We start from the raw sequence: 22,647 nt of genomic DNA on the forward strand, positions 1-22,647 counted from the left end.
GGATCAGATCGGCGCGCCGACAAGGCGTTCGATGAGGGCGATGCCCCAGACGCCGCCGGCGATCACGATCGAAATCAGCACCGCCAGCGAGCCGCAATCCTTGGCAAGCTGGATGTCGATGTGGAACTCGCGCGAGATCGCGTCGCAGGCCGCCTCGATGCCGGTGTTGAGCACTTCGATCATGATCAGGAGCAGCACGGCGCCGATGAGCAGGGCATAGCCGCGCCAGGAGACCGAGATGAACCAGCCTGCCGGCAAGGCGAGCGCAAGCAGCAACAGCTCCTGCTGGAATGCCTTCTCATGTGCAGCAAGCTTGCGGAAAGCCCGCACCGAATTGATGAAAGCGTCGATCAGCCGCTGCATGCCCAGCCCCGTTTCGAGTCACCGGCAGGGGGATATCGCAATGGCGGGATCAAGGGAATAAGGCAGCCGCCGCAAAATTCATCCGTCCGCGATCTTTATCGACGGCGTCGATTTCTCGAACTGCGGCAACCCATCCTCGATCGAATAATAGTCCCCCTTGTCGCTGACGAAGATGTGGCAGTCGCCCTGTAGGCTCGTCGGTTCGTCGAAAGACCCGGCCAGAACCGACACATACGCGTTGTCCCTTGGCTTCCAGAACAGCGCCGATCCACATGTCTTGCAAAAGCCGCGCTTGGCAAAATCGGAGGCTTCGTACCAGGTGAGGTTTTCCGCGCCGGTAATCGCGATATTGGCATCTGGAACATTGGTCGCCGCGTAGAAATGCCCGCTCTGCTTGCGGCACTGCGAGCAGTGGCAATAGACGACGCCGCGCAACGGCCCGCTCGTCCTGAAACGCACCGCCCCGCACAGGCACGATCCGCTATGGTTGTCTTCCATTCCGGTCTCCGTCGACATCATCTGTCCCGTTCTTGCGGGATAGAATTTCAGTTTTGAAATGGCTGGGCACCGGCAAATGCGACACCGGAGCGACGCGTTTCAGAAGCCGCGCCTGCACCCGCTTTGCACCCTGTGGTAGCAAAGACAATGAGGAAATGCCGGCTATTAAGGAAACTTTAGCGGGACCGCATTTATGCTTCCCACAAGCAATGGTCGTGTTGGGGACGCGCCATCGCAACTGCAATTCTGATTCAAATCCCCGCGTAAGCGACTCCCGGCGGTGGCAGGTCTCCGGTCGCACTGAAGGGGAAGTGAACACAACATGCAGCCGGCAGCCGTTCCGACCGACAGGAATACCGACATCGCCAGCACCGTCGTGGGGACGATGCGACAGCTCGGCGTGCTCGGCCTGCCGCGCAACTATGAAATCTTCTACGAGGCGCTGAGCGGCAGCAATCATGAACTCAGCCTTGCCGTCGTCTCGTTGAGCAACCGCCCGACGCAGGAGGATCTCGATCGCATCGGGCGGACCTTCTTCCCGCAGCATCACGGCCCCGCCATCGTCGAGCACGCCCGCGAGATGGTGGCCAAGGAGCTTGAGGATATTGCCACGCTGTTGCGCAGCGAGCACTCGCATATCGAGAAGTACGGCCGCATCCTCGACGAGACCTCGAGCGGCCTAAGCAATCGCAGCTTGCTCTCGCAAGAGTTCCTGCAAAAGATCGCTGGCGCGATGTCGGCCGCCACCAGCTCGACGATCGACCACGGCCGCCAGATCGCCAGCACGCTCAGCGAAAAGACGGCCGAGCTTGAAAGCGTCAAGTCGAAGCTCGAGGAATACAAGCGGCTCGCCGACACCGACCCGCTCACGCAGCTGTGGAACCGCCGCGCCTTCGACAAGGAGATCACCCGGATCTACAACAGCAATCGCGGCATCCTGTTCAACGCCTTGATCCTTGCCGATATAGACCATTTCAAGGACATAAATGATCGCTATGGCCACCCGGTCGGCGACAGGATCCTGCAGATCATCGCCGAGATCTTCCAGTCCAGCGTGCGTTCCGACATATTTGTCGCGCGCACCGGCGGCGAGGAATTCGCGCTTATCGTCGAGGGCGCCAGCGAGGAAGCCACTTACGAGATCGCCGAGCGCATCCGCGCGCTGATCGAGCAGACCCTGTTCGCCAGCAGCCAGAGCGGCATCAACTACGGCACCGTTACCGTATCGCTGGGTATCTGCATGGCTTCGGAGGCGGAAAACCCCGAAGACCTCTACACCAAGGCGGACCGGGCACTTTACCGCTCCAAGGTCGGCGGCCGCAACCGGGTCACCAGGCATTCGACGACGGCGGGCCGGCCCGCCAAGGGCTGGCTGCTTTACAAGAAAGACTGACACGCCTCTTTCCAGACGAATTTTTGTGGACTATATTTTCCACAGAAATGAAAGGGTGCGCTCATGCAACGTCCAGTCGCGGCCGCGACGGCGGCCGAAAATGCCGTCATCACCAAGGCCACGCTGCGCGCGGCCGACCTGCTCGACATCACCGCCAGGACGCTCGCTTTGGTCATCGGCGTGTCGGAAGCGACGGTCTCGCGCATGCGCCGGCAGGAATTCCTGCTTGAACGCGGTACCAAGCCGTTCGAGCTGGCGGTGCTGTTCATTCGCCTGTTTCGCTCGCTTGACGCCATCGTCGGCGGCGACGAGACCGTTGCCCGGGCGTGGCTGAAGAGCCCCAACACCACGCTCGACGGCACGCCGCTCGAGAAAATCCTGACGATTGCCGGACTTGTCGATGTCATTGCCTACCTGGACTCCCGGCGCGCTCTCGTCTGAGGCCGTCAAGCTCGAAGGCAAGTACTGGCGGATGGTCGAGGCGCAGCACCGTGTCTCGACCCTCAAGCTCGTTGACACACTCGACGAGCAGGCGCTGCTGGAGGACCTCATCGAGGACACCAAGCCGCAGATTCCGATGGAATGCCGCCATCTCCATTACCTGCTGGCGACGCCTTTTCGCTATGGCTCCGTCTATCCTTACGGCTCGCGCTTCCGCCGCGCCGGCAAGACCAAAGGCGTCTATTATGCCGCCGAGACGGTGCTGACGGCGGTGGCGGAAATGGCCTTCTACCGCTTGCTGTTCTTCGCGGAATCGCCGGCGACGCCATGGCCGAACGACGCTGCGGAATACACCGCCTTCGCCGCCGCGATAAAATGCGATCGCGCGATCGACCTGGCACGGCCGCCGCTCGATCGCGACGAGAAGGCCTGGACGCACGCCACCGACTACACCGCCTGTCAGGCGATCGCCGATGTCGCCCGCGAGGCCGAACTGCAGGCGATCCGCTATCGCTCGGTGCGCGATCCCAAGGGCGCCAACATCGCGCTGTTGACATGCAAGGGGTTTGCCAGGCCGAAGCCGCTGGAGCCGCAGACCTGGCGCATCCGTATTGGCTCGTTCGGCATCCAGGCGATCTGTGAATTTCCGGACAAGCGGCTCGAATTCTCGCGCACCGCCTTTGCCGATCCGCGACTGGCCGTCATGCGCTGGGAGCGCCACTGAAGTTCCTGCTAGGCCAGGATGTTGACCGCCCGCGCCGCCACAAGCGCGATCGTCAAGAGCGAGATCATCGCTTCGGCCATCATCAGCAGCTTCGCGCGCTGCGTGAGCGGCAAGGTGTCGGTCGGCGAGAACGCCGTGGCATTGGTGAAGGCCAGGAAGACATAGTCGACGAAGCCCGGCAGCCAGCCCTGGATCTCGCGATCGGGCAGCGTCATTTGCGGGAACAGGAAATCCGCCTGCGCGCGCTTGACCAGGCCGCAGGTCGGCGGACCGCCGCGATCGGTGCTCCAGAACCAGAGCGCGAACACAATCACATTGGTGACCCAGATGTTGAGCGCATCGACGAGCAGCGTCGTGCCGGCGCCGGCATGCCCCTCCAGCAGCGCCCGCACCAGGTAAACCAGCGACCCGCAATTCATGATGCTGATGACGCCGGTCATCACCAATGCCGTGCGGCGGATATAGAGGCGCAATTGGCCGATCGCGTACCAGTGCTCGTGATCGACCGCCTTGCGCGTCGCCATTTGCGTCCAGGCCGTTGCGATCGACAGGGGCACCAGCAGCGCCGCTTCCACCGTCGGGGCCAGCCAGCGCGGACCGAAGGACAGGTTGTTGATGACCAGAAGCTGCAGGCAGATGACGACGAGAACCGCGGCGCGCGCCGACCAGAAATCGAGCCCGCGGTGATGAATGACGGCATGCTGGTGGCGCATGGAGGCACCTGTATTGCTGGAACGGCGGCGCCCCCTGCGCCGGCTCCGGCAACGATCGGCCGGCGGTTCCTGCTCGAAGCGCCGGCGACGGGTTCCACAGCAATCTTGGCTTTACAATGTTGCGGCAGCATACATTTTCGTAAGCTTTTGCTATCGGACTGTTCAGCAATCCACCGGTGTGATTTTAGGCCCGCATGTCGAGAACCAGCGAATCCGTGCATGTCTGGCCTGCCGCGGCCGCGGCTGAAGGCAATCTGTCTTCGATGTGGAACAGCCTGGTCCGGCATCCATGGCGTTTGCTGGCGCTTTTGTGCCTGATCCAGATCGCCAGCTGGACCGTGATGCCGGCGATCGTCAATGTTGGACCGCCGCGCGACGTCGTCGAAGGTTTCCTGTGGGGTCGCGAATGGGTGCTGTTGACCTACAAGCACCCGCAGCTCCCGTGCTGGCTGCTCGAGATCAGCCATCTCCTGACCGGCTCGTTCCGCTGGCCGCAATACATGCTGTCGCAGCTGATGGTCTCGACGACTTTCGTCCTGGTCTATCTGCTCGCGCGCGACATGATGGGCCCGACCCGCGCGCTCGCCGCCGTGCTGTTGATGCCCGCGATCTATTTCTTCGGCTGGCCCACCCCGCAATTCAACCATGACTACGCGCAGATGCCTTTCTGGGCTGCGACCTCTTGGCTGCTATGGCGCGCTGCGCGCGATGGGCGGCCGGGCTGGTGGCTCGCCCTCGGCCTCATTGCCGGCGTTGGGCTCTATGCCAAGTTCTCGACGGCTCTGCTGCTGGCCTTCGGCGGCATCTGGATTTTGTGCGACACCCGTGCCCGAAGCCGGCTCGCCACGCCATGGCCGTGGCTCGGCCTCGCGGTTTTTCTTGGCATCGTGGCGCCGCTGGCGGTGGAACTCGTCCGCCTCGATTTCCTGCCGCTGACCTATGCCGAGCATCGTAACGCCTGGGTGATCGCCAACCGCGCCCGGCTCTACTATATCGGCGTTCAGCTTGCCGGGCTTGCCGCTGTTCCGGTCGTTCTGGCTATTTCCGGCCTGTTGCGGCGACAGCCCAGGCCCGTGCAAGACCCCTTGCCGGCCTACCCTGCTCCCGAGCGGCGCGCGGTTGTCTACCTGGCATGGATGGGTCTGGGGCCGGCGCTCCTGATCATGGCCGCATCGCTGTTTACCGGCACCGGCGAAGCCTGGGGCGCGACGATGTATAATCTCGTCGGCGTCTTGGCGATCGCGCTTCTGGGCCGGCGGCTGGGACCAACGGAATTGCGCCGGCTGGCGGTGCTGGCGCTGCTATGCGTGGTCGGCGTGTCGAGCGCCTATGCGGCGACCCGCTGGACCAGTTGCAACATACTCGGCCGCCTGCAGCCAATGTGCTGGCCGGCGCGGTCGATTTCGCTGACGGCCGATGCAATCTGGCACGAGGCGGTATCCGCGCCGCTGGGCATCGTCGGCGGCGACGACGGCACGGCCAGGCTTGCCGGACTGGAAGCCCCGGATCAGCCTTCGATCTTCACGACCCTCGACAGGCGCCTCGCCCCCTGGATTACGGACCAGCGGCTGCGGGACCAGGGCATGCTGCTTGTATGGCCGCGCGGCTGGAAACTTTCTCCGCAACAGGAGGCCTGGACCGCCGGCCTGCCGGTCAAGACGGTGGCATTCAACTGGTCGCTCAAGGGACCGCCCCTGGAGATCAACTTTGCCGTCATTCCGCCCGGTAGAACCGGCTTCCCGGGCAATCCTCCCGGACCGCCCGATCCGGAATGAGCCGACCCCGAATAGCCGGCGCCTGAAACCTATCTGCCCAAATTGAAAAGGCGCCGGCTTCGCGCCAGCGCCTCCGATGATGATCCGGCATCAGGCCCTGTTCAGGCGATGGCGGCCTGCTTGTGCTGCACCGGGTGGCTCTTCTTGAGGAGGTCCGAGACGAGGAAGGCGAGCTCGATCGCCTGGTCGGCGTTGAGGCGCGGATCGCAATGGGTGTGATAGCGGTCCTGCAGGTCTTCCGCCGTGATGGCGCGGGCGCCGCCGGTGCATTCGGTGACGTTCTTGCCGGTCATCTCCACATGGATGCCGCCCGGATGCGTGCCTTCGGCGCGGTGCACCTCGAAAAAGGTCTGCACTTCCTTGAGGATGCGGTCGAACGGCCGCGTCTTGTAGCCCGCCGCCTCGATCGTGTTGCCGTGCATCGGATCGGACGACCACACGACGTTGCGGCCTTCCTTCTTGACCGCCCGAACCAGCTTCGGCAGGTGCTCGGCGACCTTGTCCGAGCCGAAGCGCGCGATCAGCGTCAGGCGGCCCGGCTCGTTCTCGGGATTGAGCAGGTCGATGAGTTCCATGAGACCGTCCGGCGTCAGCGACGGCCCGCATTTCAGACCGAGCGGATTCTTGATGCCGCGGCAATATTCGATATGTGCGTGATCCGGCTGGCGGGTACGGTCGCCGATCCAGATCATATGGCCCGAGGTCGCGTACCAGTCGCCGGAGGTCGAATCGACGCGCGTCAGCGCCTCCTCATAGCCAAGCAGCAGCGCCTCGTGGCTGGTGTAGAAATCCGTCTCGCGCAGCGCGAAATTGGTTTCCGACGTGATGCCGACCGCGCGCATGAACTCCATCGTCTCGGTGATGCGGTTGGCGAGCGCACCGTATTTCTCGCCTTGCGGGCTGTCGGCGACGAAGCCCAGCATCCAGCGATGCACGTTCTCCAGGCTGGCATAGCCGCCCTGCGCGAAGGCGCGCAGAAGGTTGAGCGTCGCGGCCGACTGTCGGTAGGCCATCTCCTGCCGAGCAGGATCCGGGATGCGCGACTTGGCGTCGAACTCGATGCCGTTGATGATGTCGCCGCGATAGCTCGGCAGCGTCACGCCGGCCTTGGTCTCGTTGTCGGACGAGCGCGGCTTGGCGAACTGGCCGGCGACGCGGCCGACCTTCACCACCGGCTGCGCGCCGGCGAAGGTGAGCACCACCGACATCTGCAGGAAGACGCGGAAGAAGTCGCGGATATTGTCGGCGCCATGCTCGGCGAAACTCTCGGCGCAGTCCCCGCCCTGGAGCAGGAAGGCTTCGCCGGCGGCCACCGCCGCCAGCTGCTTCTTCAGCTTGCGCGCCTCACCGGCAAAAACCAGCGGCGGGAAGGTGGCAAGCTGCGCTTCCGTGGCCTTCAAAGCGGCAAGGTCCGGATAGGCCGGGACCTGCTTGATCGGCTTTGCTCTCCACGAATTCGGCGACCATTTCGTCATCGCTGCACCCCAAACGCCCTTTCGGAGCAACCCGGGAAAAGTGTGAAATTTCCGTCGGAATTGCGTCAAAACAAACCGGCGAACACGCGTGCCCGCCATTCCAGCCTCGATACGAGGTCGCGGCTCCTTACACGAAGCCGACTGGCTATTCTAGCCGGGTTTTTCAGTGGTGGCGAATGCTTCGGCCGCCTCGCTATGCGGTGTCCGCCAGTGCGAGCAGGAACAAGCCCAGCCCCAACAACAGGCAAGATGGGCTGTAAAGCAGGCTGTCATATCTGGCGAAACGCGTGTTCCTGACCCGCTTGAACAACCCGAAATATCGCGACCAACTCAACGCCCGCAGGGTGAATATGGCCGCCCACAGCATAACGGCCGTCTTCAGCAGCCAGTGCGGCAGCGGCAGGCGGATCAGGCCGGCGAAACCAAGAAGGAGGAGCAGGGCCAGCGCCAGGACCAGACCGACCGCCAGGGCGCCGACGGCCGTCTCCTTCACCGCCGGGCTGCCGTCCTCGCGTTGAGGCAGCGAAACGCCGGCGCCGATGCGGCCGCCGAAGGCCCAGTAGACATGAAATCCGGCGCCAAGCATCAGCACGGCCGAACAGGCAGCGACAACCGCCATTTCCATGCCTATCTGCCGGCGTCCTTCAGACGGCTGAGCTGGCGGCCAAGACCGCCCGTCAAATCGAGCGCGAGCATGCGAAGCAGCGCAATGGCGCTCCACAAGGGCCGTTCCGCGAAAGGTTTGTTGCTGTTGTGCTCAAGCAGGGGATGGGTGAACAACGCCGCAAGGTAGAAGACGGGAATGATGACCAGAAAGGCCCACCACGTCACGAGGAAGGATGCCGCGACGCCGGCGATCGGCGCAAAGAAGAGGCCGAGGTAATGGATAAAGCGGGTTGAAGGTTTTGAATGGCCGGCAAGGTAACCGAGCCAGTATTCATCGAAAGTTTGCGGGTTCACAAGCAGCCCCTGCAGCAATGATTAGATTGGGCTATTGAACCTCTCAAGTACAAATACCGCAATGGTCATAATCGTCGCATGCCCTGCAAGTGCGCGCGATCTTTCGGGTGGGTTACTATTTCCTTGCGAGGGTGCGCCTGCCCCTGCAACAGGCCCGCAGGCCTCGCTCGCGTGCCTATGCGGCCTTGTCGACGAGCCGGGCCAGTTGCGTCATCACCACCGCCGATCCCGCCAGGCGTTTTTCGGCATTCGGCCAGTCGCGCATGAAGACGACGCTATGGTCGGCGCGGATCTTGGCCAGCGAGCCCTGCTCGCCGATGAACTTGACCAGCCCGACCGGATTGGGGAACTCGCGCTTGCGGAAATGGATGACGACGCCCTTGGGGCCGGCATCGAGCTTCTCGACATTGGCCTTGCGGCAGAGCGCCTTGATGAACACGATCTTCAACAGATGCGTCACCTCTTCCGGCAGTGGCCCGAACCGGTCGATCAGCTCAGCGCCGAAGCCGTCGATCTCCTCCGTGGTTTCGAGATCGCCGAGGCGCCGGTAGAGCGCCATGCGGAGCTGCAGGTCCGGCACGTAGCTTTCCGGGATCATCACCGCGGTGCCGACCGCGATCTGCGGCGACCAGCCGCCGTCCTGCGCCTCGCCGGTATCCTTCACCTCGGCCACCGCCTCTTCCAGCATCTGCTGGTAGAGCTCGAAACCGACTTCCTTGATGTGCCCCGACTGCTCTTCGCCCAGAAGATTGCCGGCGCCGCGGATGTCGAGGTCGTGGCTGGCGAGCTGGAAACCGGCGCCCAGCGTGTCGAGCGACTGCAGCACCTTCAGCCGGCGCTCGGCCGTATCGGTGAGCTTGCGGTTGGCCGGCAGCGTGAACAGCGCGTAGGCGCGTACCTTGGAACGACCGACGCGGCCGCGCAGCTGGTAGAGCTGCGCCAGGCCGAACATGTCGGCGCGATGGACGATCAGCGTGTTGGCGGTCGGGATATCGAGCCCGGATTCGACGATGGTGGTCGACAGAAGCACGTCGTACTGGCCGTCGTAAAAGGCGTTCATGATGTCGTCGAGCTCGCCCGGCGGCATCTGGCCATGCGCCACCGCCACCTTCAGCTCCGGCACGGATTCCTTCAGGAAATCATGGATTTCCGAAAGGTCGCTGATCCGAGGCACGACATAGAAGGAATGGCCGCCGCGATAGCGCTCGCGCAACAGCGTCTCGCGGATGACCAGCGGATCGAAGGGTGAGATGAACGTGCGCACCGCCATGCGGTCGACCGGCGGCGTGGCGATCAGCGACAGTTCGCGCACGCCGGTCAGCGCCAGTTGCAGCGTGCGCGGGATCGGCGTCGCCGACAGCGTCAGCACATGCACGTCGGACTTGAGGTCCTTCAGCCGCTCCTTGTGCTTGACGCCAAAGTGCTGCTCCTCGTCGATGATCAGCAGTCCGAGACGCTTGAACGAGATCGAAGACCCAAGCAGCGCATGCGTGCCGACGACGATGTCGACCGTGCCCTCGGCAATGCCCTTCTTGGTTTCCGCCAATTCTTTCGAGCCCACCAGGCGCGACGCCTGCGCGATGCGGATCGGCAGGCCCGAAAAGCGCTGCGAGAAGGTCTTGAAGTGCTGCCGCGACAACAGCGTCGTCGGCACCACGACCGCGACCTGGAACCCTTCCATGGCCGCGATGAAGGCGGCGCGCAGCGCCACTTCCGTCTTGCCGAAGCCGACGTCGCCGCAGACCAGCCGATCCATCGGCTTGCCAGCGCCGAGATCATCCATGACGGAATCGATCGCCGTCTGCTGGTCGTCGGTTTCCTCATAAGGAAAGCGCGCCGCGAACTCGCCATAAAGCCCTTCGGCCGGGATCATAGCGGGCGCTGCACGCATCTGCCGCTCGGCGGCGATGCGGATCAATTGCCCGGCCATATCGAGCAGGCGCCGCTTCAGCCGCGCCTTGCGCGCCTGCCAGGCGCCGCCACCCAGCTTGTCGAGCGTCGCTTCGGCCGAATCGGAGCCATAGCGCGACAGAAGCTCGATATTCTCGACCGGCAAGAACAACCGGTCGTCGCCGGCATAATGGATTTCGAGGCAGTCATGCGGCGCACCGACCGCTTCGATGGTGCGCAAGCCGATGAAGCGGCCGATGCCGTGATCGGCATGGACGACGATGTCGCCCGCCGACAGCGACGAGGCCTCGGCGATGAAGTCGGAAGCCTTCTTCTTGCGCTTCGAACGCCGGATCAGCCTGTCGCCAAGGATATCCTGCTCGGCGACGACGACCATATCATCGGTCTCGAAGCCGGATTCGAGCGGCAGCACGGCAAGACCAGCCTGCCCCGGCTCGAGCTTCTCAACCTCGGCAAGCGTAGCGACCGGCTTCAGGTTGCCGAGGTGATGTTCGGCGAGGATCTGGCCAAGACGGTCGAGCGAACCTTCCGTCCAGCCGGCGACGATGACGCGGCGACGCGCGGCGCGCTCGTCGGCAATATGCTTCACCACCACGTCGAAGACATTGATGTTCGGGTCGGCGCGCTCCTCGGCAAAGCTGCGGCCTTGCCGCGAGCCGGCATGGAACACTTTTTTGCTCCCGACATCGGGCGCGTCGAAGACCGTGAAGTCGATGTCTTCGCGCGGACCGAGCGAAGCCTTGAGATTCTCCGGCGAGAGATAAAGCAGGTCCGGCGCCACCGGCTTGTAGGGCACGGCGTCCTTCAGCGCGCTGTCGGCTTGTTTCCGGCGCGCCTCGTAGTGGTCGAGGATCAGCGTGTGGCGCTCGGCCAGCGCCTCATGCGCCAGATGATCGAAGACGACAGGCGCATCCGGCAGATAGTCGAACACCGTCTCCAGCCGCTCGTAGAAGAAGGGCAGCCAGTGCTCCATGCCGGCGAAGCGCCGGCCTTCGCTGACCGCCGCATAGAGCGCGTCGTCGCGCGACGGCGCGCCGAAAGCCTCGATATAGGAGCGGCGGAAGCGGCTGATCGTTTCGGGCGTCAGCGCCACCTCGCTCATCGCCTGCAGCGACATCGACTTGCGCTGGCCGGTGGTGCGCTGCGTCGCCACGTCGAAGACGCGGATCGATTCCAGCGTGTCACCGAAGAAATCGAGGCGCAGCGCCTCGCTCCAGCCCGGCGCGAAAAGGTCGAGAATGCCGCCGCGCACCGCGAATTCGCCAAGGCCGCGCACCGTCGGCACGCGCTCGAAACCGGAGATCTCGAGCCGCGCGATCAGCGCGTTCATATCGATCTGGTTGCCCGGCTTGGCATGGAAAGTCTGCGCTTGGATCAGCTCGGCCGGCGGGATGCGCTGCAACAGCGCATTGGCGGTGGTGAGGATCACCGCGCGATGCGGTTTCCTGGCCAGCGCGATCATGGCCGAAAGCGCGTCGAGCCGTCGCGCCGCGGCATCGGCGCCGGGCGAGACGCGATCGTAAGGCAGGCAGTCCCAGGCCGGCAGTTCCAGCACCGGCAGGCCGGGTGCGGCAAAGGCGAGCGCCTCGATGATCGCCGGCAGCCGCTGGCCGTCGCGCGCGACGAACAGCACCGGCTTGTCGGGCGCGATCTCCTGCGCCGTCTGCACCAGGGCGAAAGCTTCGTAGCCGTCGGCGACGCCGTCGACGATGAACTGGCCGGCGCGGCCCTTGGGCAGGCCAATGGAGGGAATGAGGCTCATGGATATGCGTTTTTCAAAATGTCATGGTCCGGCGCGATGCCAGTATCTTTTGCAGAACCGCGCAGTCGATATCCGGCGGAACCGGGCGTTCGCCAGTGACCATCGGCAGGAACTCAGTGTCGGGGATTTCGAGAAGCCTCTCATATTGGTCGATTTCATCGCCGGTCAAGGCGCCGATCTCGGCATCGGCGAAGGAGCCGAGGATGAGGTCCATCTCGCGCATGCCGCGATGCCAGGAGCGGAACAGAAGCTTGCGGCGGCGGGCGTCCAGCCCCTCGCTTGATCGCTGTATTCCGGTCATGTCGCCGCATCCCTGTTCGAAGCGGCGCATATAGCGTGGATAGAGGGCGGTGTCAGCCTTTGCGCTGCCGCCGTCGCGACATAAGCTGACAGGATGCGTCCCACCATCCTCGATCCCCTGTTCGTTCCGATCACCTCGCTTGCCGGCGTCGGCCCGAAAGTCGGCTTGCTGATCGAGCGTGTGGTGCCAGCCGATCTCGGCGACCGCGCCGCACGCGCGGCCGACCTTCTGTTCGTTCTGCCCAACACGGTGATCGACCGCCGCAACCGGCCCGGCATCGCGCTTTCGGCCGAGGGCCAGATCGTCACGCTCGAAGTGCGCGTCGACCGCCACCAGCCGCCGCCGCGCGGCAATAGGTCGGTGCCCTACCGCGTCTACGCCCATGACGACACCGGCGAGGTCGCGTTGACCTTCTTCCATGCCCATGCCGCCTATCTCGAAAAGGCAGTGCCGGTCGGTGAGCATGTCGTCGTGTCCGGCCGCATGGAGTGGTTCAACGGCCGCCCGACCATGGTCCATCCAGATCATATCGCTTTGGCCAGCGAGGCCGACGGCCTGCCCTTGGTCGAGCCTGTCTATCCGCTGACCGCCGGGCTGTCGGCCAAGGTGCTTCGCCGGGCGATCGGCCAGGCGCTCGGCCGCCTGCCGGAATTGCCGGAATGGCAGGACGACGCCTTCATGCGGCGCCAGACCTTCCCCGCCTTTGGCGATTCGCTCGCCCGTGTCCACCATCCGGCGGATCCGATCGACGTCGCCGTCGAAGGCTCGGCCTGGCGGCGCCTTGCCTATGACGAATTGCTGGCCGGTCAGGTGTCGCTCGCGCTGGTGCGGGCAAAGGTGCGACGCCTGTCAGGACGGCCGCTGGTCGGCGACGGCAGCATCGTCGAGAAACTGCGCGCGGCCCTGCCCTACAAGCTCACACCCAGCCAGGAATTCGCGCTTGGCGAAATCAACGCAGATCTTGCCGATCCCGAACGCATGCTGCGCCTGCTGCAGGGCGATGTCGGCTCGGGCAAGACGGTGGTGGCGCTGCTTGCCATGGCGCGCGCGGTCGAGGCCGGCGGCCAAGCGGCGCTGATGGCGCCGACCGAAATCCTGGCGCGCCAGCATCTGGCGACCATCGCGCCGCTGGCGGAGAAAGTCGGCCTGCGCCTTGCCATCCTGACCGGGCGCGAAAAGGGCCGCGAACGCACGGAGACTCTTGCCGGTCTTGCCAGTGGCGCGATCGACATCGTCGTCGGCACGCATGCGCTGTTCCAGGAAAGCGTGACGTTCCATGATCTCGTGCTGGCCGTCGTCGACGAGCAGCACCGCTTCGGCGTCCACCAGCGCCTGGCCATCACCGCCAAGGGCGACGCGCCCGACATGCTGGTGATGACGGCCACACCCATCCCGCGCACGCTCGTGTTGACCGCCTTCGGCGACATGGACGTCTCGAAGCTGACCGAGAAGCCGGCCGGCCGGCAGCCGATCCGCACCGTGACCTTGCCGATGGAGCGGCTGGACGAACTGGTCGGACGCATGCGCGATGCGGTCGCCGAAGGCCAGAAGATCTATTGGATTTGTCCGCTGGTCGAGGAATCGGAAGAGATCAAGCTGATGTCGGCGGAGGACCGTTTCGCTTCGCTGAAACCGTTGTTCGGCGACCGGATCGGACTGGTGCACGGCCGCATGAAGGGTGCGGAGAAAGACGAGGCGATGCGCGCCTTCAAGCAGGGCGAAACGCGCATCCTGATCGCCACCACCGTCATCGAGGTCGGCGTCGACGTGCCTGACGCGACCATCATTGTCATCGAGCATGCCGAACGCTTCGGCCTTGCCCAGTTGCACCAGTTGCGCGGCCGCGTCGGGCGCGGCGACAAGCCGTCCTCCTGCGTGCTGCTCTACAAGGAGCCGCTCGGCGAGACGGCCAGACGCCGGCTTTCGGTGATGCGCGAGACCGAGGACGGCTTCAAGATCGCCGAGGAAGACCTGAAACTGCGCGGCGAAGGCGAATTGCTGGGCACGAGGCAGTCCGGTACGCCCGGCTTCCAGGTGGCGCGGATCGAATTCCATGCCGACCTGCTGGAAGCGGCCCGAGACGACGCGCGGCTGATCCTGTCGCGCGACCCGGAACTGCAATCCGAACGCGGCGAGGCGCTGCGCTTGCTGCTTTACCTGTTCGGCCGCGACGAGGCGGTGCGGCTGCTGCGCGCCGGCTGAGCGCCGAGCGGCGGATTGGCGAGCGGTCCTTCGACCGGTTCGCCGTTCAGCGTCACCAGCTTGGCCTTGACCTCCGGCGCCACCATGCCGGCCGAGACGATCAGCTTGGCGCCGTCCTCGATCGACATGTCGAGCGGCACGATCTCCGATTTGTGCACATACATCAGGAAGCCGGTGGTCGGATTGGGCGTGCAAGGCATGAACACCGCGATCAGCGGATCGCCTTCCTGGTCGAGCTTCTGGTTGATCTCGGTTTCCTTCTCGCTGGCGACGAAGACCAGCGACCACACGCCCTTGCGCGGATATTCGACCAGCCCGACCTGACGGAACATGTCGCCCTTGTTCGACAGCACCGTCTCGAATATCTGCTTCAGCGAGCCATAGATGCCGCGCACCAGCGGCATGCGGCCAAGCAGCCTTTCGCCGAAATTGACGATAGCGCGGCCGACGATATTCGCCGTCAGGAAACCAATCAGCGTGATCAGCACAAGCGCCACGATCAACCCGAAGCCCGGAACCGGGAACGGCAGATAGGTGTCGGGATTGTAGCGGACCGGAATGTAGGGCTTCACCCAGGAATCGACCCAGCCGATCAGCGACCAGGCGATGTAGGCCGTGATCGCCAGCGGCGCGCAGACCACGAAGCCGGTCAGGAAATAGTTCCTCAGCCGGGTCATGCCAGAGGTCTTCAGGGCGTCGGACATGGGTTCACCGCGGCGCAGGTTGCAACGCTGAGATTAGTGAACCGCGAGCCGCTTTGGAACTGCGAAGTTTTTAAAGAGCTCTGGTCATGCCGCTGCATCCAGCGGCACGATCTTCTCGAGTTCCGATGCTATTTTGCTCGCTTCGATCTCCAACTCGTAGGCCTTCTGGAAGTTCATCCAGAACTCGGGCGTGGTGTTGAAGGACCTGGCGAGGCGAAAGCGCCGTATCCGGAGTAAGACCGACCTCCTCCTTGACGACGCTCTCGATCCGGGTGCGCGGAAGATTAAGCTTCTTCGCAAGCACGCCGGCACTCATCCCGAGCGGCACCATATACTCCTCGCGCAGGAATTCTCCGGGGTGGATGGGACGAGCAAACTTGAGCATAACCCAGTATCCTCAAAGGTTAACGGGCGGCCCTCCTCGCGACATGTACCATGCTATGATACAGAGCCAAGATCACAGCTCTTTATGTTCCAAACGGAAGCTGCTTCCGTTCGCGATTAGCCGAAACATCCTTTCCTTCAGGGCCGTTGGCGTCATCCGCAACTTGCAACGGTCGCGAAACCTACTCTACCGTCACCGACTTCGCCAGATTGCGCGGCTGGTCGACGTCGGTGCCCATGAAGACCGCGGTGAAATAGGCCAGCATCTGGATCGGCAGCGCATAGATGATCGGCGAGATGATCTCCGGCACATCGGGCAGGATGATCGTCTCCATCGTCTTGATGCCCGCCTGCGCCGCGCCCTTTTTGTCGGTGATCAGGATGATCTTGCCGCCCCGCGCCGCCACTTCCTGCATGTTCGAGACCGTCTTTTCGAAGATGCGGTCATGCGGGGCGATGACGATTACCGGCATGTTCTCGTCGATCAGCGCGATCGGCCCGTGCTTCAGCTCGCCGCCGGCATAGCCTTCGGCGTGGATGTAGGAAATCTCCTTGAGCTTCAGCGCTCCTTCCATCGCCAGCGGGAAATTGGTGTCGCGGCCAAGATAGAGCACGTCCTTGTAGCGCGACAACTCACGCGAGATGCGTTCGATCTGCTCGTCGAGCTTCAGCACCTGGGTGGCGAAGCGCGGTGCCTCGGAAAGCTCGCGCACTAGGCGCTTCTCTTCGTCGCGCGAGATCGTGCCGCGCGCCACGCCCGCGCGGACCGCCAGCGCAGCCAACACGGATAACTGACAGGTGAAAGCCTTGGTCGAGGCGACGCCGATTTCCGGCCCGGCAAGCGTCGGCAGCACGACGTCGGATTCACGCGCCATGGTCGATTCGCGCACATTGACCACGGCGCCGATCTTCATGCCGGCCCGACGGCAATACCGCAGCGAGGCCAGCGTGTCGGCCGTCTCACCAGACTGCGAGATGAAGAAGGCCGCGTCGTTGGCCGAAAGCGGCATCTCGCGGTAGCGGAACTCCGAGGCGACGTCGATGTCGACCGGCAGCCGCGCATAACGCTCGAACCAGTATTTGCTGATCAGCCCGGCGAGATAGGCGGTGCCGCAGGCCGAGATCGCCAGCCGGCCGATCCTGGCGAAATCGAAGGGCAGGTCGAGCGGCTTGGAGACGCCGGAGACGAAATCCACGTAATGCGCCAGCGTGTGCGAGATCACCTCCGGCTGCTCATGGATTTCCTTTTCCATGAAATGGCGGCGGTTGCCCTTGTCGACCATGAAGCTGGTCGACAGCGATTGCTGGCGCTTGCGGTCGACCTTGTTGCCGTCGATGTCGTAGATGGTCACGCTTTCGCGGCGCACCACCGCCCAGTCGCCGTCTTCGAGATAGGTGATCGAGTTGGTGAAGGGCGCCAGCGCGATCGCGTCCGAGCCCAAAAACATCTCGCCATCGCCATGGCCGACGGCCAGAGGCGGACCATTGCGGGCGCCGACGATCAGGTCCTCGTCGCCCTTGAACATGATCGCCAGCGCGAAAGCGCCGGAGAGCCGCTTCAGCGCCGCATACGCGGCTTCCACCGGCTTCAGCCCCTTGGCGAGCTCGCGCGCCACCAGATGCGCGACGACCTCGGTGTCGGTCTGCGAGGCGAAGCTGTAGCCGTCGCGAGTGAGTTCGTCGCGCAGCTCGGCGAAATTCTCGATGATGCCGTTGTGCACGATGGCGACGCCGTTGGAAAAATGCGGATGCGCGTTGGTCTCGTTGGGCACGCCATGCGTTGCCCAGCGTGTGTGGCCGATGCCGATCGTGCCGTCGAGCGGTTCGTCCTTCAATCGGCGTTCGAGGTTGATGAGTTTACCTTCGGCGCGGCGGCGGCCGAGCTCGCCCTTCTCGATGGTGGCGACACCGGCCGAGTCGTAGCCGCGATATTCAAGCCGCTTCAGCGCATCGACGATGAGCGGCGCGACTTGGCTTCGGCCGACGATTCCAACGATACCGCACATGGCGATTGCCCCCGATTCCGAGCGGAAAACCCGGCGTTATCTAGGGATTGCCGGTTTGCCGCGAAAGTCACTTTGCGTTTCGTTCCGTGTCAGCGGAACGGTTTTTTGCCAGTGCACAATGCCAGACTGCGCTTGCAATCCGGTTGCCTGAACCGCTCGGGTTTTCAGGGCCCTGGTTTCCACTCGTTCATATCTGACCGAGTTGCAACGCCTCCGCAAGGAAGCGCTGAAAATCATTCCGCCGCCTTCTTCCTCGCCGCGGCGGCCGAGGCGAAGCGCTCGCGCAGCTCCTTGCCCTTGCCGGGGATCGTCTTCTGGCGGGCGCGGCCGAAGGCCAGCGCATCGTCCGGCACACTCTCGGTGATCACGCTGCCGGAGGCGATATAGCCGCCCTTGCCGATCGTGACAGGCGCCACCAGCGAGGAATTCGAGCCGACAAAGGCCCCCTCGCCGATGTCGGTGAAGAATTTCGAGTAGCCGTCATAATTGCAGGTGATGGTGCCCGCGCCGATATTGGCCGCGGCACCCACGCGCGCGTCGCCGATATAGGTCAGGTGGTTGACCTTGGCGCCTTCCTCGATCGTCGCCTGCTTGACCTCGCAGAAATTGCCGACCTTTGCCTTGTTTCGAAGATCGGCGCCGGGCCTGAGCCGCGCAAACGGCCCGACATCGCAGTTCGAGGCGATCGTCGCGCCCTCGATATGGCTGAAGGCATGGATCATGGCGCCCGACGCGATCCTGACGCCCGGGCCGAACCAGACATTCGGCTCGACGATCGTGTCGGCGCCGATTTCGGTATCGTGCGAGAAATAGACAGTTTCGGGCGCGATCAGCGTAACGCCGGAAAGCATAGCCTCGCGCCGCCGGCGCGCCTGCCAGATCGCTTCCGCCTCGGCAAGCTCTGCCCTGTTGTTGATACCCAGCGCGCTTTCGAACCCCGCTTCCGTCGCCACCACATCGAGGCCTTCCGCGCCGGCGATCTCGACGATGTCGGTGAGGTAGAACTCGCCCTTGGCGTTCTTGTTGCCGACCTTGTCGAGCAGCCGCAGCGTATGCTTGCCCGCCACCGCCATCATCCCGGCATTGCAGAAGCCGATCTTCTTTTCCGCCTCGGAACAGTCCTTCTCCTCGCGGATGGCGACGAGCTTGCCGCCCTTTTCAATCAAACGGCCGTAGCCGGTCGGGCTTGGCGGACGAAAGCCGATGACGGCGACGGCGGCACCCTCCGCCAGCTTCTGCCGCGCAGCTGCCAGCGCCCTCGCATCGATCAGCGGCGTGTCGCCGAACATCACCAGAATATCGTCATAACCCTTTGATATCGCTTCGCGAGCGGCAAGAACGGCATGCGCGGTGCCGAGCCGCTTCTCTTGCACGAAAGTGTCAGCCTTCGGCGCGAATTTCTGTGCCGCCTTGCGCATCTCGTCGGCGCCGTGGCCGATCACCAGCGCCAGGCCGGTTGCACCGGCAGCCTCGGCGGCCTTCACGACGTGCGCCACCATCGGCAGGCCGGCAATGGCGTGTAGCACCTTGGGCGTGGCGCTTTTCATGCGCGTGCCCTCGCCGGCGGCGAGGATGACGGACAGGCAGGATCTCTGGCTCATGTAGGGGTAACCATTTTGAAGGACTTGGATCAACGCATGCTAGCAGCCGGGCGATGCTGCACCAATGCGGTTAAATTCCGGTGAGACGGCAGAGCAGGTGACTCTTAATCAGCGGGTCCACGACCAAATCCGACGGACAGGGCCTACAACAGCCCGTGCTTCTTGAATTCCGCCTGCTCGTCGCCGGCGATCCAGCCAAACACCTTCAGGCTGCCTTCGCGCCTTTCGACGAGATAATCGACTTCGAAATCGATGGTCACGAGCCTTTTGTCCTTGCGTTCGTATTCGCCCGACCATTCTACCTTGGCCACGCAACGGCCCTGATCGATGGCTGTCACCGAGACATCCTTGCAGGTCATCGTCTTGCTGCCCATCGCCCGATAGGCTTCAAAACCCTTCCTCATCGTATCTTGAAATTTCTTGCCGTTCTCGCCGACCATGACGCCGGCCGGGGTGACCGAGACAAATCCGGTCGAATACATCGCTCCAAAATCGTCCATGTCGACATTGCCGGCGATCGCGTCGTTGTAGACCTTCTCGTAGGTCTTGAAGAACTTTTGCACGTCCGCCTTGGCTACCATTATAGCCTCGCTATCGATGTTGTGCTTGCGATTCGGTAACGTCAGTTTTTCGGCATCGTTCCGATCTGGGGTATCATGGCGCCGGCGTGCACTGAAAGAAAGGCTTCAAATGTCGAGCCACAGCTTCGAAGCTTTCGCCGTGTTTATATTTTTCATTTTCATATCGATCTGTCCGGGCCCGGCTCGGGCCGACTACACCACTCCGCATGCCGAGGTTGTTTGCCAACCGGGCCGTAACGTCGCGCTGATCCGCTTTACGCTGACGATGGACGAAGATCCGGTCGGGTATCGCCGACTGCCCACCAGCGTCGATCAGGGATTATCGGCGACGCCTGCCACGGGTCGATCGAATTGCACCATGATCAATGGCTGGACGATCCGCCTCCGTGATGGGCAAGACCAGGCTTTTGGGTATGGTCAGGGCGGCGCCGATCCGCCAGCCTTCTTCAGCCTTTGGATTGCGAAGCGAAAGATTTTTTCGCGCAAAGAGTGGAAGCCTGGCTACGCGACGGACCAAAAGCGCTGGCTGATCGGGATGGTGATCAGGCCGGATCGGCTTAGCTATTGCCATGTCGTCGGAGACGAGGCGCCGGACAAGGGACCCATTGTCTGCCTGGACGAGTCTTTCCAACTGAACCGCTACAAGATCGATCGCGTCGAATATGCGCCGCCGGGTCGCCGGCCACCAGTTGGCACCATATTGCTGGCGCATGGAACGACTGAGCCGCGTCTTTGTCGAAAATTCCTGCGTCTTCGACAGGAAGGGTTTGAGAACGTCAGCACCTCCACTAACGACAACGCCAACGTCTTTCCCATGGACACCGCGCAGCAAAATCTCAACATCAAGGTGGCGACGATCGAGGTCTCACCCGGCGTGCGTCGCAAGCTTGTGCGCTGGAGCGGAACCAATCATTATTTCGACGGCGATGTCATGCTGTTGGCGCCGCTCGCAGCTGATCCGTCGACGGTCCTGAAAGAGAGTATGCTCGACGACGGCGACACGTTTTCGGACGAATTGCCCTCGGGATGGAGCGTTATATCAGGCCAACTCCCCCGCCTCTACCCAAATGTAAGCCGGCGCTACGTGCACTTCGATACGCAGCGGATCGATGGACGGCTTTACTTGCTGGCCCAACCTTCCAACAGGGACCAGCGCCCCACCGCTGTCCTCGTCCGGCCGCTTGCTGACGGGTTCAAGGCCATTTGCGTGTTCCAGCGTGTCGAGCCTCATTTCTGACGACTCACAAAACGGGCGCCGAACCGCTACCCCAGCCGTCCCAGCACCGGAAAATTCTCCAGCAGCCAATACGACGCGCTCTGCACGCCGCCGGTCAGGAAGAACACGCCCGCGACCACCAGCAGCGCGCCGATCGCCTTTTCCACACGGCCGAGATGGACGCGGAATGTGCCGAGGAAACGCATGAAGGCACCGGAAAACAGCGCCGCGATCAGGAACGGGATGCCGAGGCCGAGCGAATAGGCGGCAAGCAGCAGCGCGCCCTCGCCCACGGTCTCGCGCCCGCCGGCTAAAGTCAGGATCGGCCCCAGCACCGGGCCGATGCAAGGCGTCCAGCCGAAGGCGAAGGCGAGCCCCATGACATAGGCCGCGATCATGCTGGCCGGCTTTCCCTGCGACTGGAAGCGCGCCTCGCGCGACAGGAGCGGAATGCGCAGGATGCCGAGGAAGTTGAGGCCCATGATGATGATCAGCACGCCCGCAGCCATCGCCAGCGGCTCCTGCCACACGCGCAGCAGGCGGCCGATGGTCGAGGCGCCGGCCCCAAGCGCGACGAAGACGGTGGAAAAGCCGAGCACGAAGGCGAGCGAAGCGTAGAGCAGCGCGCCACGGGCGCCTTCCTTTGCCGTTACGCTTTGGTTGCCGCGGAAATCGTCGACCGAAACCCCGGCCATGTAGCAGAGATAGGGCGGCACCAGCGGCAGCACGCAAGGCGACAGGAACGAGATCGCCCCTGCTCCGACCGCGCTGACATAGCCGATATCCAATGCCATTTCGTCCGCCCCGATTGTGCTTGGCGCCGATATAGCGATGCGGAAGGCTCTTCGCCAATCACCATTGTGTGGCTCGCCGCCGTTTCGCCAAGGAAGAAACCGCCGCGCCAATGCGTTGTCGGAACGAGCGCGCGATTGCCGCGCGCTCGTTCTCAGGGAGATTGTCATGAAATCGATCGCACTCGGGTTTGCCGCCCTCCTTCTGCTCGGCACCGCAGCGTCCCATGCCGCCGAAGCATGGAAGGAAGCTGAAGTCGGCGGCAAGAAGATCTATACCGACGCCAAAGGCATGACACTTTATACGTTCGACAAGGACAAGAAGGGCAAATCCAGCTGCTACGACAAATGCGCCGCCAACTGGCCGCCGCTGAAGGCCGAGGCCGGCGCCAAGGCCGACGATGAATGGACGATCGTCGACCGCACCGACGGCAGCAAGATGTGGGCCTACGACGGCAAGCCGGTCTATACCTTCGTCAAGGACAAGAAGACCGGCGACATGACCGGCGAAGGCGTTGCCGGCGCCTGGCACGTCGTCAAGGCAGATTGAGTTTCTCCCACCGCTGGCATGCGGAAGACTGCCTGGCCGCCGAATTGGTTTGATTTGGCGGCCAGCGATCTTTCCGGGCGGGGCAGCGCCTCGCCACTGCCTCTCGACTCGACTGGCCGGCAGGCCGTCCCGGCGTGATATGAGGCGCGCATGCCCCATCCCCAAAAATGTGATCTTTGCCATACACTCTAAGAGTGTATTGCCGGCGGCCGCTTCCCAAATTGCCCGCCTCCCCTTGACCGATTGCAAAAGCGCGGCCATGTGAGCGACGAAAGAGTGGGATTTCGTCGTGCATC

Annotated in this window: 20 protein-coding genes and 1 pseudogene; 7 read left to right on the plus strand and 14 right to left on the minus strand. The window is 63.4% G+C overall.

Annotated elements, in window-relative coordinates:
- Positions 1-3: 3 nt before the first annotated feature.
- Both FJW10_RS01795 and FJW10_RS01800 read right to left on the minus strand, forming a co-directional pair.
- The gene (locus FJW10_RS01795; RefSeq protein ID WP_140897922.1) at positions 4-363 is read right to left on the minus strand and encodes a diacylglycerol kinase; all 360 of its coding nucleotides are present in this window, start codon (positions 361-363) and stop codon (positions 4-6) included.
- Positions 364-441: 78 nt separating this feature from the next.
- The gene (locus tag FJW10_RS01800; protein ID WP_140830518.1) at positions 442-861 is read right to left on the minus strand and encodes a GFA family protein; all 420 of its coding nucleotides are present in this window, start codon (positions 859-861) and stop codon (positions 442-444) included.
- Positions 862-1,183: 322 nt separating this feature from the next.
- Between FJW10_RS01800 and FJW10_RS01805 the strand changes: the two genes are divergently transcribed.
- The 3 genes from FJW10_RS01805 to FJW10_RS01815 all read left to right on the plus strand — a co-directional run bounded on the left by FJW10_RS01805 (position 1,184) and on the right by FJW10_RS01815 (position 3,419).
- Positions 1,184-2,254, plus strand: coding sequence for a diguanylate cyclase (locus tag FJW10_RS01805; RefSeq protein WP_140897924.1), 1,071 nt, complete (start codon positions 1,184-1,186; stop codon positions 2,252-2,254).
- Positions 2,255-2,317: 63 nt separating this feature from the next.
- A complete protein-coding gene (locus tag FJW10_RS01810) occupies positions 2,318-2,695 on the plus strand; it encodes an MbcA/ParS/Xre antitoxin family protein (protein ID WP_140897926.1) in 378 nt (125 codons plus the stop codon).
- Complete coding sequence (locus FJW10_RS01815; RefSeq protein ID WP_140897928.1) at positions 2,655-3,419, plus strand: RES family NAD+ phosphorylase; 765 nt, start codon at positions 2,655-2,657, stop codon at positions 3,417-3,419. The genes FJW10_RS01810 and FJW10_RS01815 overlap by 41 nt, the downstream gene beginning before the upstream one ends.
- A gap of 8 nt (positions 3,420-3,427) precedes the next feature.
- Here the strand turns inward: FJW10_RS01815 and FJW10_RS01820 are convergent, their stop codons facing one another.
- Positions 3,428-4,132 carry a hypothetical protein gene (locus FJW10_RS01820; protein ID WP_140897930.1) on the minus strand — a complete coding sequence of 235 codons (705 nt, stop codon included), beginning with the start codon at positions 4,130-4,132 and terminating at the stop codon, positions 3,428-3,430.
- A 194-nt stretch (positions 4,133-4,326) separates the two neighbouring features.
- Between FJW10_RS01820 and FJW10_RS01825 the strand changes: the two genes are divergently transcribed.
- The gene (locus FJW10_RS01825) at positions 4,327-5,907 is read left to right on the plus strand and encodes a glycosyltransferase family 39 protein (protein ID WP_140897932.1); all 1,581 of its coding nucleotides are present in this window, start codon (positions 4,327-4,329) and stop codon (positions 5,905-5,907) included.
- 101 nt (positions 5,908-6,008) lie between these two features.
- Here the strand turns inward: FJW10_RS01825 and FJW10_RS01830 are convergent, their stop codons facing one another.
- The 5 genes from FJW10_RS01830 to FJW10_RS01850 form a co-directional block, all read right to left on the minus strand.
- Positions 6,009-7,382: a 3-deoxy-7-phosphoheptulonate synthase class II gene (locus FJW10_RS01830; protein ID WP_140651152.1), complete on the minus strand. Its 1,374-nt coding sequence runs from the start codon at positions 7,380-7,382 to the stop codon at positions 6,009-6,011.
- A gap of 193 nt (positions 7,383-7,575) precedes the next feature.
- The gene (locus tag FJW10_RS01835; RefSeq protein WP_181177372.1) at positions 7,576-7,968 is read right to left on the minus strand and encodes a DUF3995 domain-containing protein; all 393 of its coding nucleotides are present in this window, start codon (positions 7,966-7,968) and stop codon (positions 7,576-7,578) included.
- Positions 7,969-8,009: 41 nt separating this feature from the next.
- On the minus strand, positions 8,010-8,360 hold the full coding sequence (locus FJW10_RS01840; RefSeq protein ID WP_140830528.1) for an Mpo1-like protein: 351 nt from the start codon (positions 8,358-8,360) through the stop codon (positions 8,010-8,012).
- Positions 8,361-8,517: 157 nt separating this feature from the next.
- Positions 8,518-12,015 carry a transcription-repair coupling factor gene (mfd, locus tag FJW10_RS01845; protein ID WP_140897936.1) on the minus strand — a complete coding sequence of 1,166 codons (3,498 nt, stop codon included), beginning with the start codon at positions 12,013-12,015 and terminating at the stop codon, positions 8,518-8,520.
- Between the two features lie 13 nt (positions 12,016-12,028).
- A complete protein-coding gene (locus FJW10_RS01850) occupies positions 12,029-12,316 on the minus strand; it encodes a succinate dehydrogenase assembly factor 2 (protein ID WP_140897938.1) in 288 nt (95 codons plus the stop codon).
- A 93-nt stretch (positions 12,317-12,409) separates the two neighbouring features.
- Here FJW10_RS01850 and recG point away from each other — a divergent pair, with 93 nt between their 5' ends.
- Positions 12,410-14,518 (plus strand): ATP-dependent DNA helicase RecG, encoded by a 2,109-nt coding sequence (gene recG, locus FJW10_RS01855; protein WP_140897940.1) that lies wholly within the window; start codon positions 12,410-12,412, stop codon positions 14,516-14,518.
- Here the strand turns inward: recG and FJW10_RS01860 are convergent.
- The 5 genes and pseudogenes from FJW10_RS01860 to FJW10_RS01880 all read right to left on the minus strand — a co-directional run bounded on the left by FJW10_RS01860 (position 14,470) and on the right by FJW10_RS01880 (position 19,794).
- Positions 14,470-15,222 carry a DUF502 domain-containing protein gene (locus FJW10_RS01860; protein ID WP_140651161.1) on the minus strand — a complete coding sequence of 251 codons (753 nt, stop codon included), beginning with the start codon at positions 15,220-15,222 and terminating at the stop codon, positions 14,470-14,472. The two genes, recG and FJW10_RS01860, sit on opposite strands and share 49 nt — an antisense overlap.
- Before the next feature lie 244 nt (positions 15,223-15,466).
- Positions 15,467-15,607, minus strand: a pseudogene (locus FJW10_RS31025) (addiction module antidote protein, HigA family); the annotation flags it as partial.
- A 181-nt stretch (positions 15,608-15,788) separates the two neighbouring features.
- Positions 15,789-17,612, minus strand: coding sequence for a glutamine--fructose-6-phosphate transaminase (isomerizing) (glmS, locus tag FJW10_RS01870; protein WP_140897942.1), 1,824 nt, complete (start codon positions 17,610-17,612; stop codon positions 15,789-15,791).
- Between the two features lie 233 nt (positions 17,613-17,845).
- Entirely contained in the window at positions 17,846-19,213 is a 1,368-nt protein-coding gene (gene glmU / locus FJW10_RS01875) for a bifunctional UDP-N-acetylglucosamine diphosphorylase/glucosamine-1-phosphate N-acetyltransferase GlmU (RefSeq protein WP_140897944.1), read from the minus strand.
- A gap of 143 nt (positions 19,214-19,356) precedes the next feature.
- On the minus strand, positions 19,357-19,794 hold the full coding sequence (locus FJW10_RS01880; RefSeq protein WP_140830542.1) for a nuclear transport factor 2 family protein: 438 nt from the start codon (positions 19,792-19,794) through the stop codon (positions 19,357-19,359).
- Between the two features lie 109 nt (positions 19,795-19,903).
- Here FJW10_RS01880 and FJW10_RS01885 point away from each other — a divergent pair, with 109 nt between their 5' ends.
- Entirely contained in the window at positions 19,904-21,031 is a 1,128-nt protein-coding gene (locus FJW10_RS01885) for a hypothetical protein (RefSeq protein ID WP_140897946.1), read from the plus strand.
- A gap of 26 nt (positions 21,032-21,057) precedes the next feature.
- Here FJW10_RS01885 and FJW10_RS01890 read toward each other — a convergent pair whose 3' ends face one another.
- Positions 21,058-21,804: a cytochrome c biogenesis CcdA family protein gene (locus FJW10_RS01890; protein WP_140830546.1), complete on the minus strand. Its 747-nt coding sequence runs from the start codon at positions 21,802-21,804 to the stop codon at positions 21,058-21,060.
- A gap of 166 nt (positions 21,805-21,970) precedes the next feature.
- Between FJW10_RS01890 and FJW10_RS01895 the strand changes: the two genes are divergently transcribed.
- Complete coding sequence (locus FJW10_RS01895; RefSeq protein ID WP_140830547.1) at positions 21,971-22,351, plus strand: hypothetical protein; 381 nt, start codon at positions 21,971-21,973, stop codon at positions 22,349-22,351.
- Positions 22,352-22,647: the final 296 nt, after the last annotated feature.

It is taken from the genome of Mesorhizobium sp. B4-1-1, assembly GCF_006439375.1.
Classification (GTDB): Bacteria; Pseudomonadota; Alphaproteobacteria; order Rhizobiales; family Rhizobiaceae; genus Mesorhizobium.

Excerpts from the sequence above, each read along its gene's own strand:
- FJW10_RS01880 (WP_140830542.1), bottom strand. The coding sequence starts at position 19,794 with ATGGTAGCCAAGGCGGACGTGCAAAAGTTCTTCAAGACCTACGAGAAG.
- FJW10_RS01885 (WP_140897946.1), top strand. The coding sequence starts at position 19,904 with ATGTCGAGCCACAGCTTCGAAGCTTTCGCCGTGTTTATATTTTTCATT.
- FJW10_RS01860 (WP_140651161.1), bottom strand. The coding sequence starts at position 15,222 with ATGTCCGACGCCCTGAAGACCTCTGGCATGACCCGGCTGAGGAACTAT.
- glmS (WP_140897942.1), bottom strand. The coding sequence starts at position 17,612 with ATGTGCGGTATCGTTGGAATCGTCGGCCGAAGCCAAGTCGCGCCGCTC.
- FJW10_RS01810 (WP_140897926.1), top strand. The coding sequence starts at position 2,318 with ATGCAACGTCCAGTCGCGGCCGCGACGGCGGCCGAAAATGCCGTCATC.
- FJW10_RS01805 (WP_140897924.1), top strand. The coding sequence starts at position 1,184 with ATGCAGCCGGCAGCCGTTCCGACCGACAGGAATACCGACATCGCCAGC.
- FJW10_RS01815 (WP_140897928.1), top strand. The coding sequence starts at position 2,655 with ATGTCATTGCCTACCTGGACTCCCGGCGCGCTCTCGTCTGAGGCCGTC.
- FJW10_RS01895 (WP_140830547.1), top strand. The coding sequence starts at position 21,971 with ATGAAATCGATCGCACTCGGGTTTGCCGCCCTCCTTCTGCTCGGCACC.
- FJW10_RS01820 (WP_140897930.1), bottom strand. The coding sequence starts at position 4,132 with ATGCGCCACCAGCATGCCGTCATTCATCACCGCGGGCTCGATTTCTGG.
- FJW10_RS01800 (WP_140830518.1), bottom strand. The coding sequence starts at position 861 with ATGGAAGACAACCATAGCGGATCGTGCCTGTGCGGGGCGGTGCGTTTC.
- FJW10_RS01825 (WP_140897932.1), top strand. The coding sequence starts at position 4,327 with ATGTCGAGAACCAGCGAATCCGTGCATGTCTGGCCTGCCGCGGCCGCG.
- glmU (WP_140897944.1), bottom strand. The coding sequence starts at position 19,213 with ATGAGCCAGAGATCCTGCCTGTCCGTCATCCTCGCCGCCGGCGAGGGC.
- FJW10_RS01830 (WP_140651152.1), bottom strand. The coding sequence starts at position 7,382 with ATGACGAAATGGTCGCCGAATTCGTGGAGAGCAAAGCCGATCAAGCAG.
- FJW10_RS01890 (WP_140830546.1), bottom strand. The coding sequence starts at position 21,804 with ATGGCATTGGATATCGGCTATGTCAGCGCGGTCGGAGCAGGGGCGATC.
- FJW10_RS01835 (WP_181177372.1), bottom strand. The coding sequence starts at position 7,968 with ATGCTTGGCGCCGGATTTCATGTCTACTGGGCCTTCGGCGGCCGCATC.
- mfd (WP_140897936.1), bottom strand. The coding sequence starts at position 12,015 with ATGAGCCTCATTCCCTCCATTGGCCTGCCCAAGGGCCGCGCCGGCCAG.
- FJW10_RS01850 (WP_140897938.1), bottom strand. The coding sequence starts at position 12,316 with ATGACCGGAATACAGCGATCAAGCGAGGGGCTGGACGCCCGCCGCCGC.
- recG (WP_140897940.1), top strand. The coding sequence starts at position 12,410 with ATGCGTCCCACCATCCTCGATCCCCTGTTCGTTCCGATCACCTCGCTT.
- FJW10_RS01795 (WP_140897922.1), bottom strand. The coding sequence starts at position 363 with ATGCAGCGGCTGATCGACGCTTTCATCAATTCGGTGCGGGCTTTCCGC.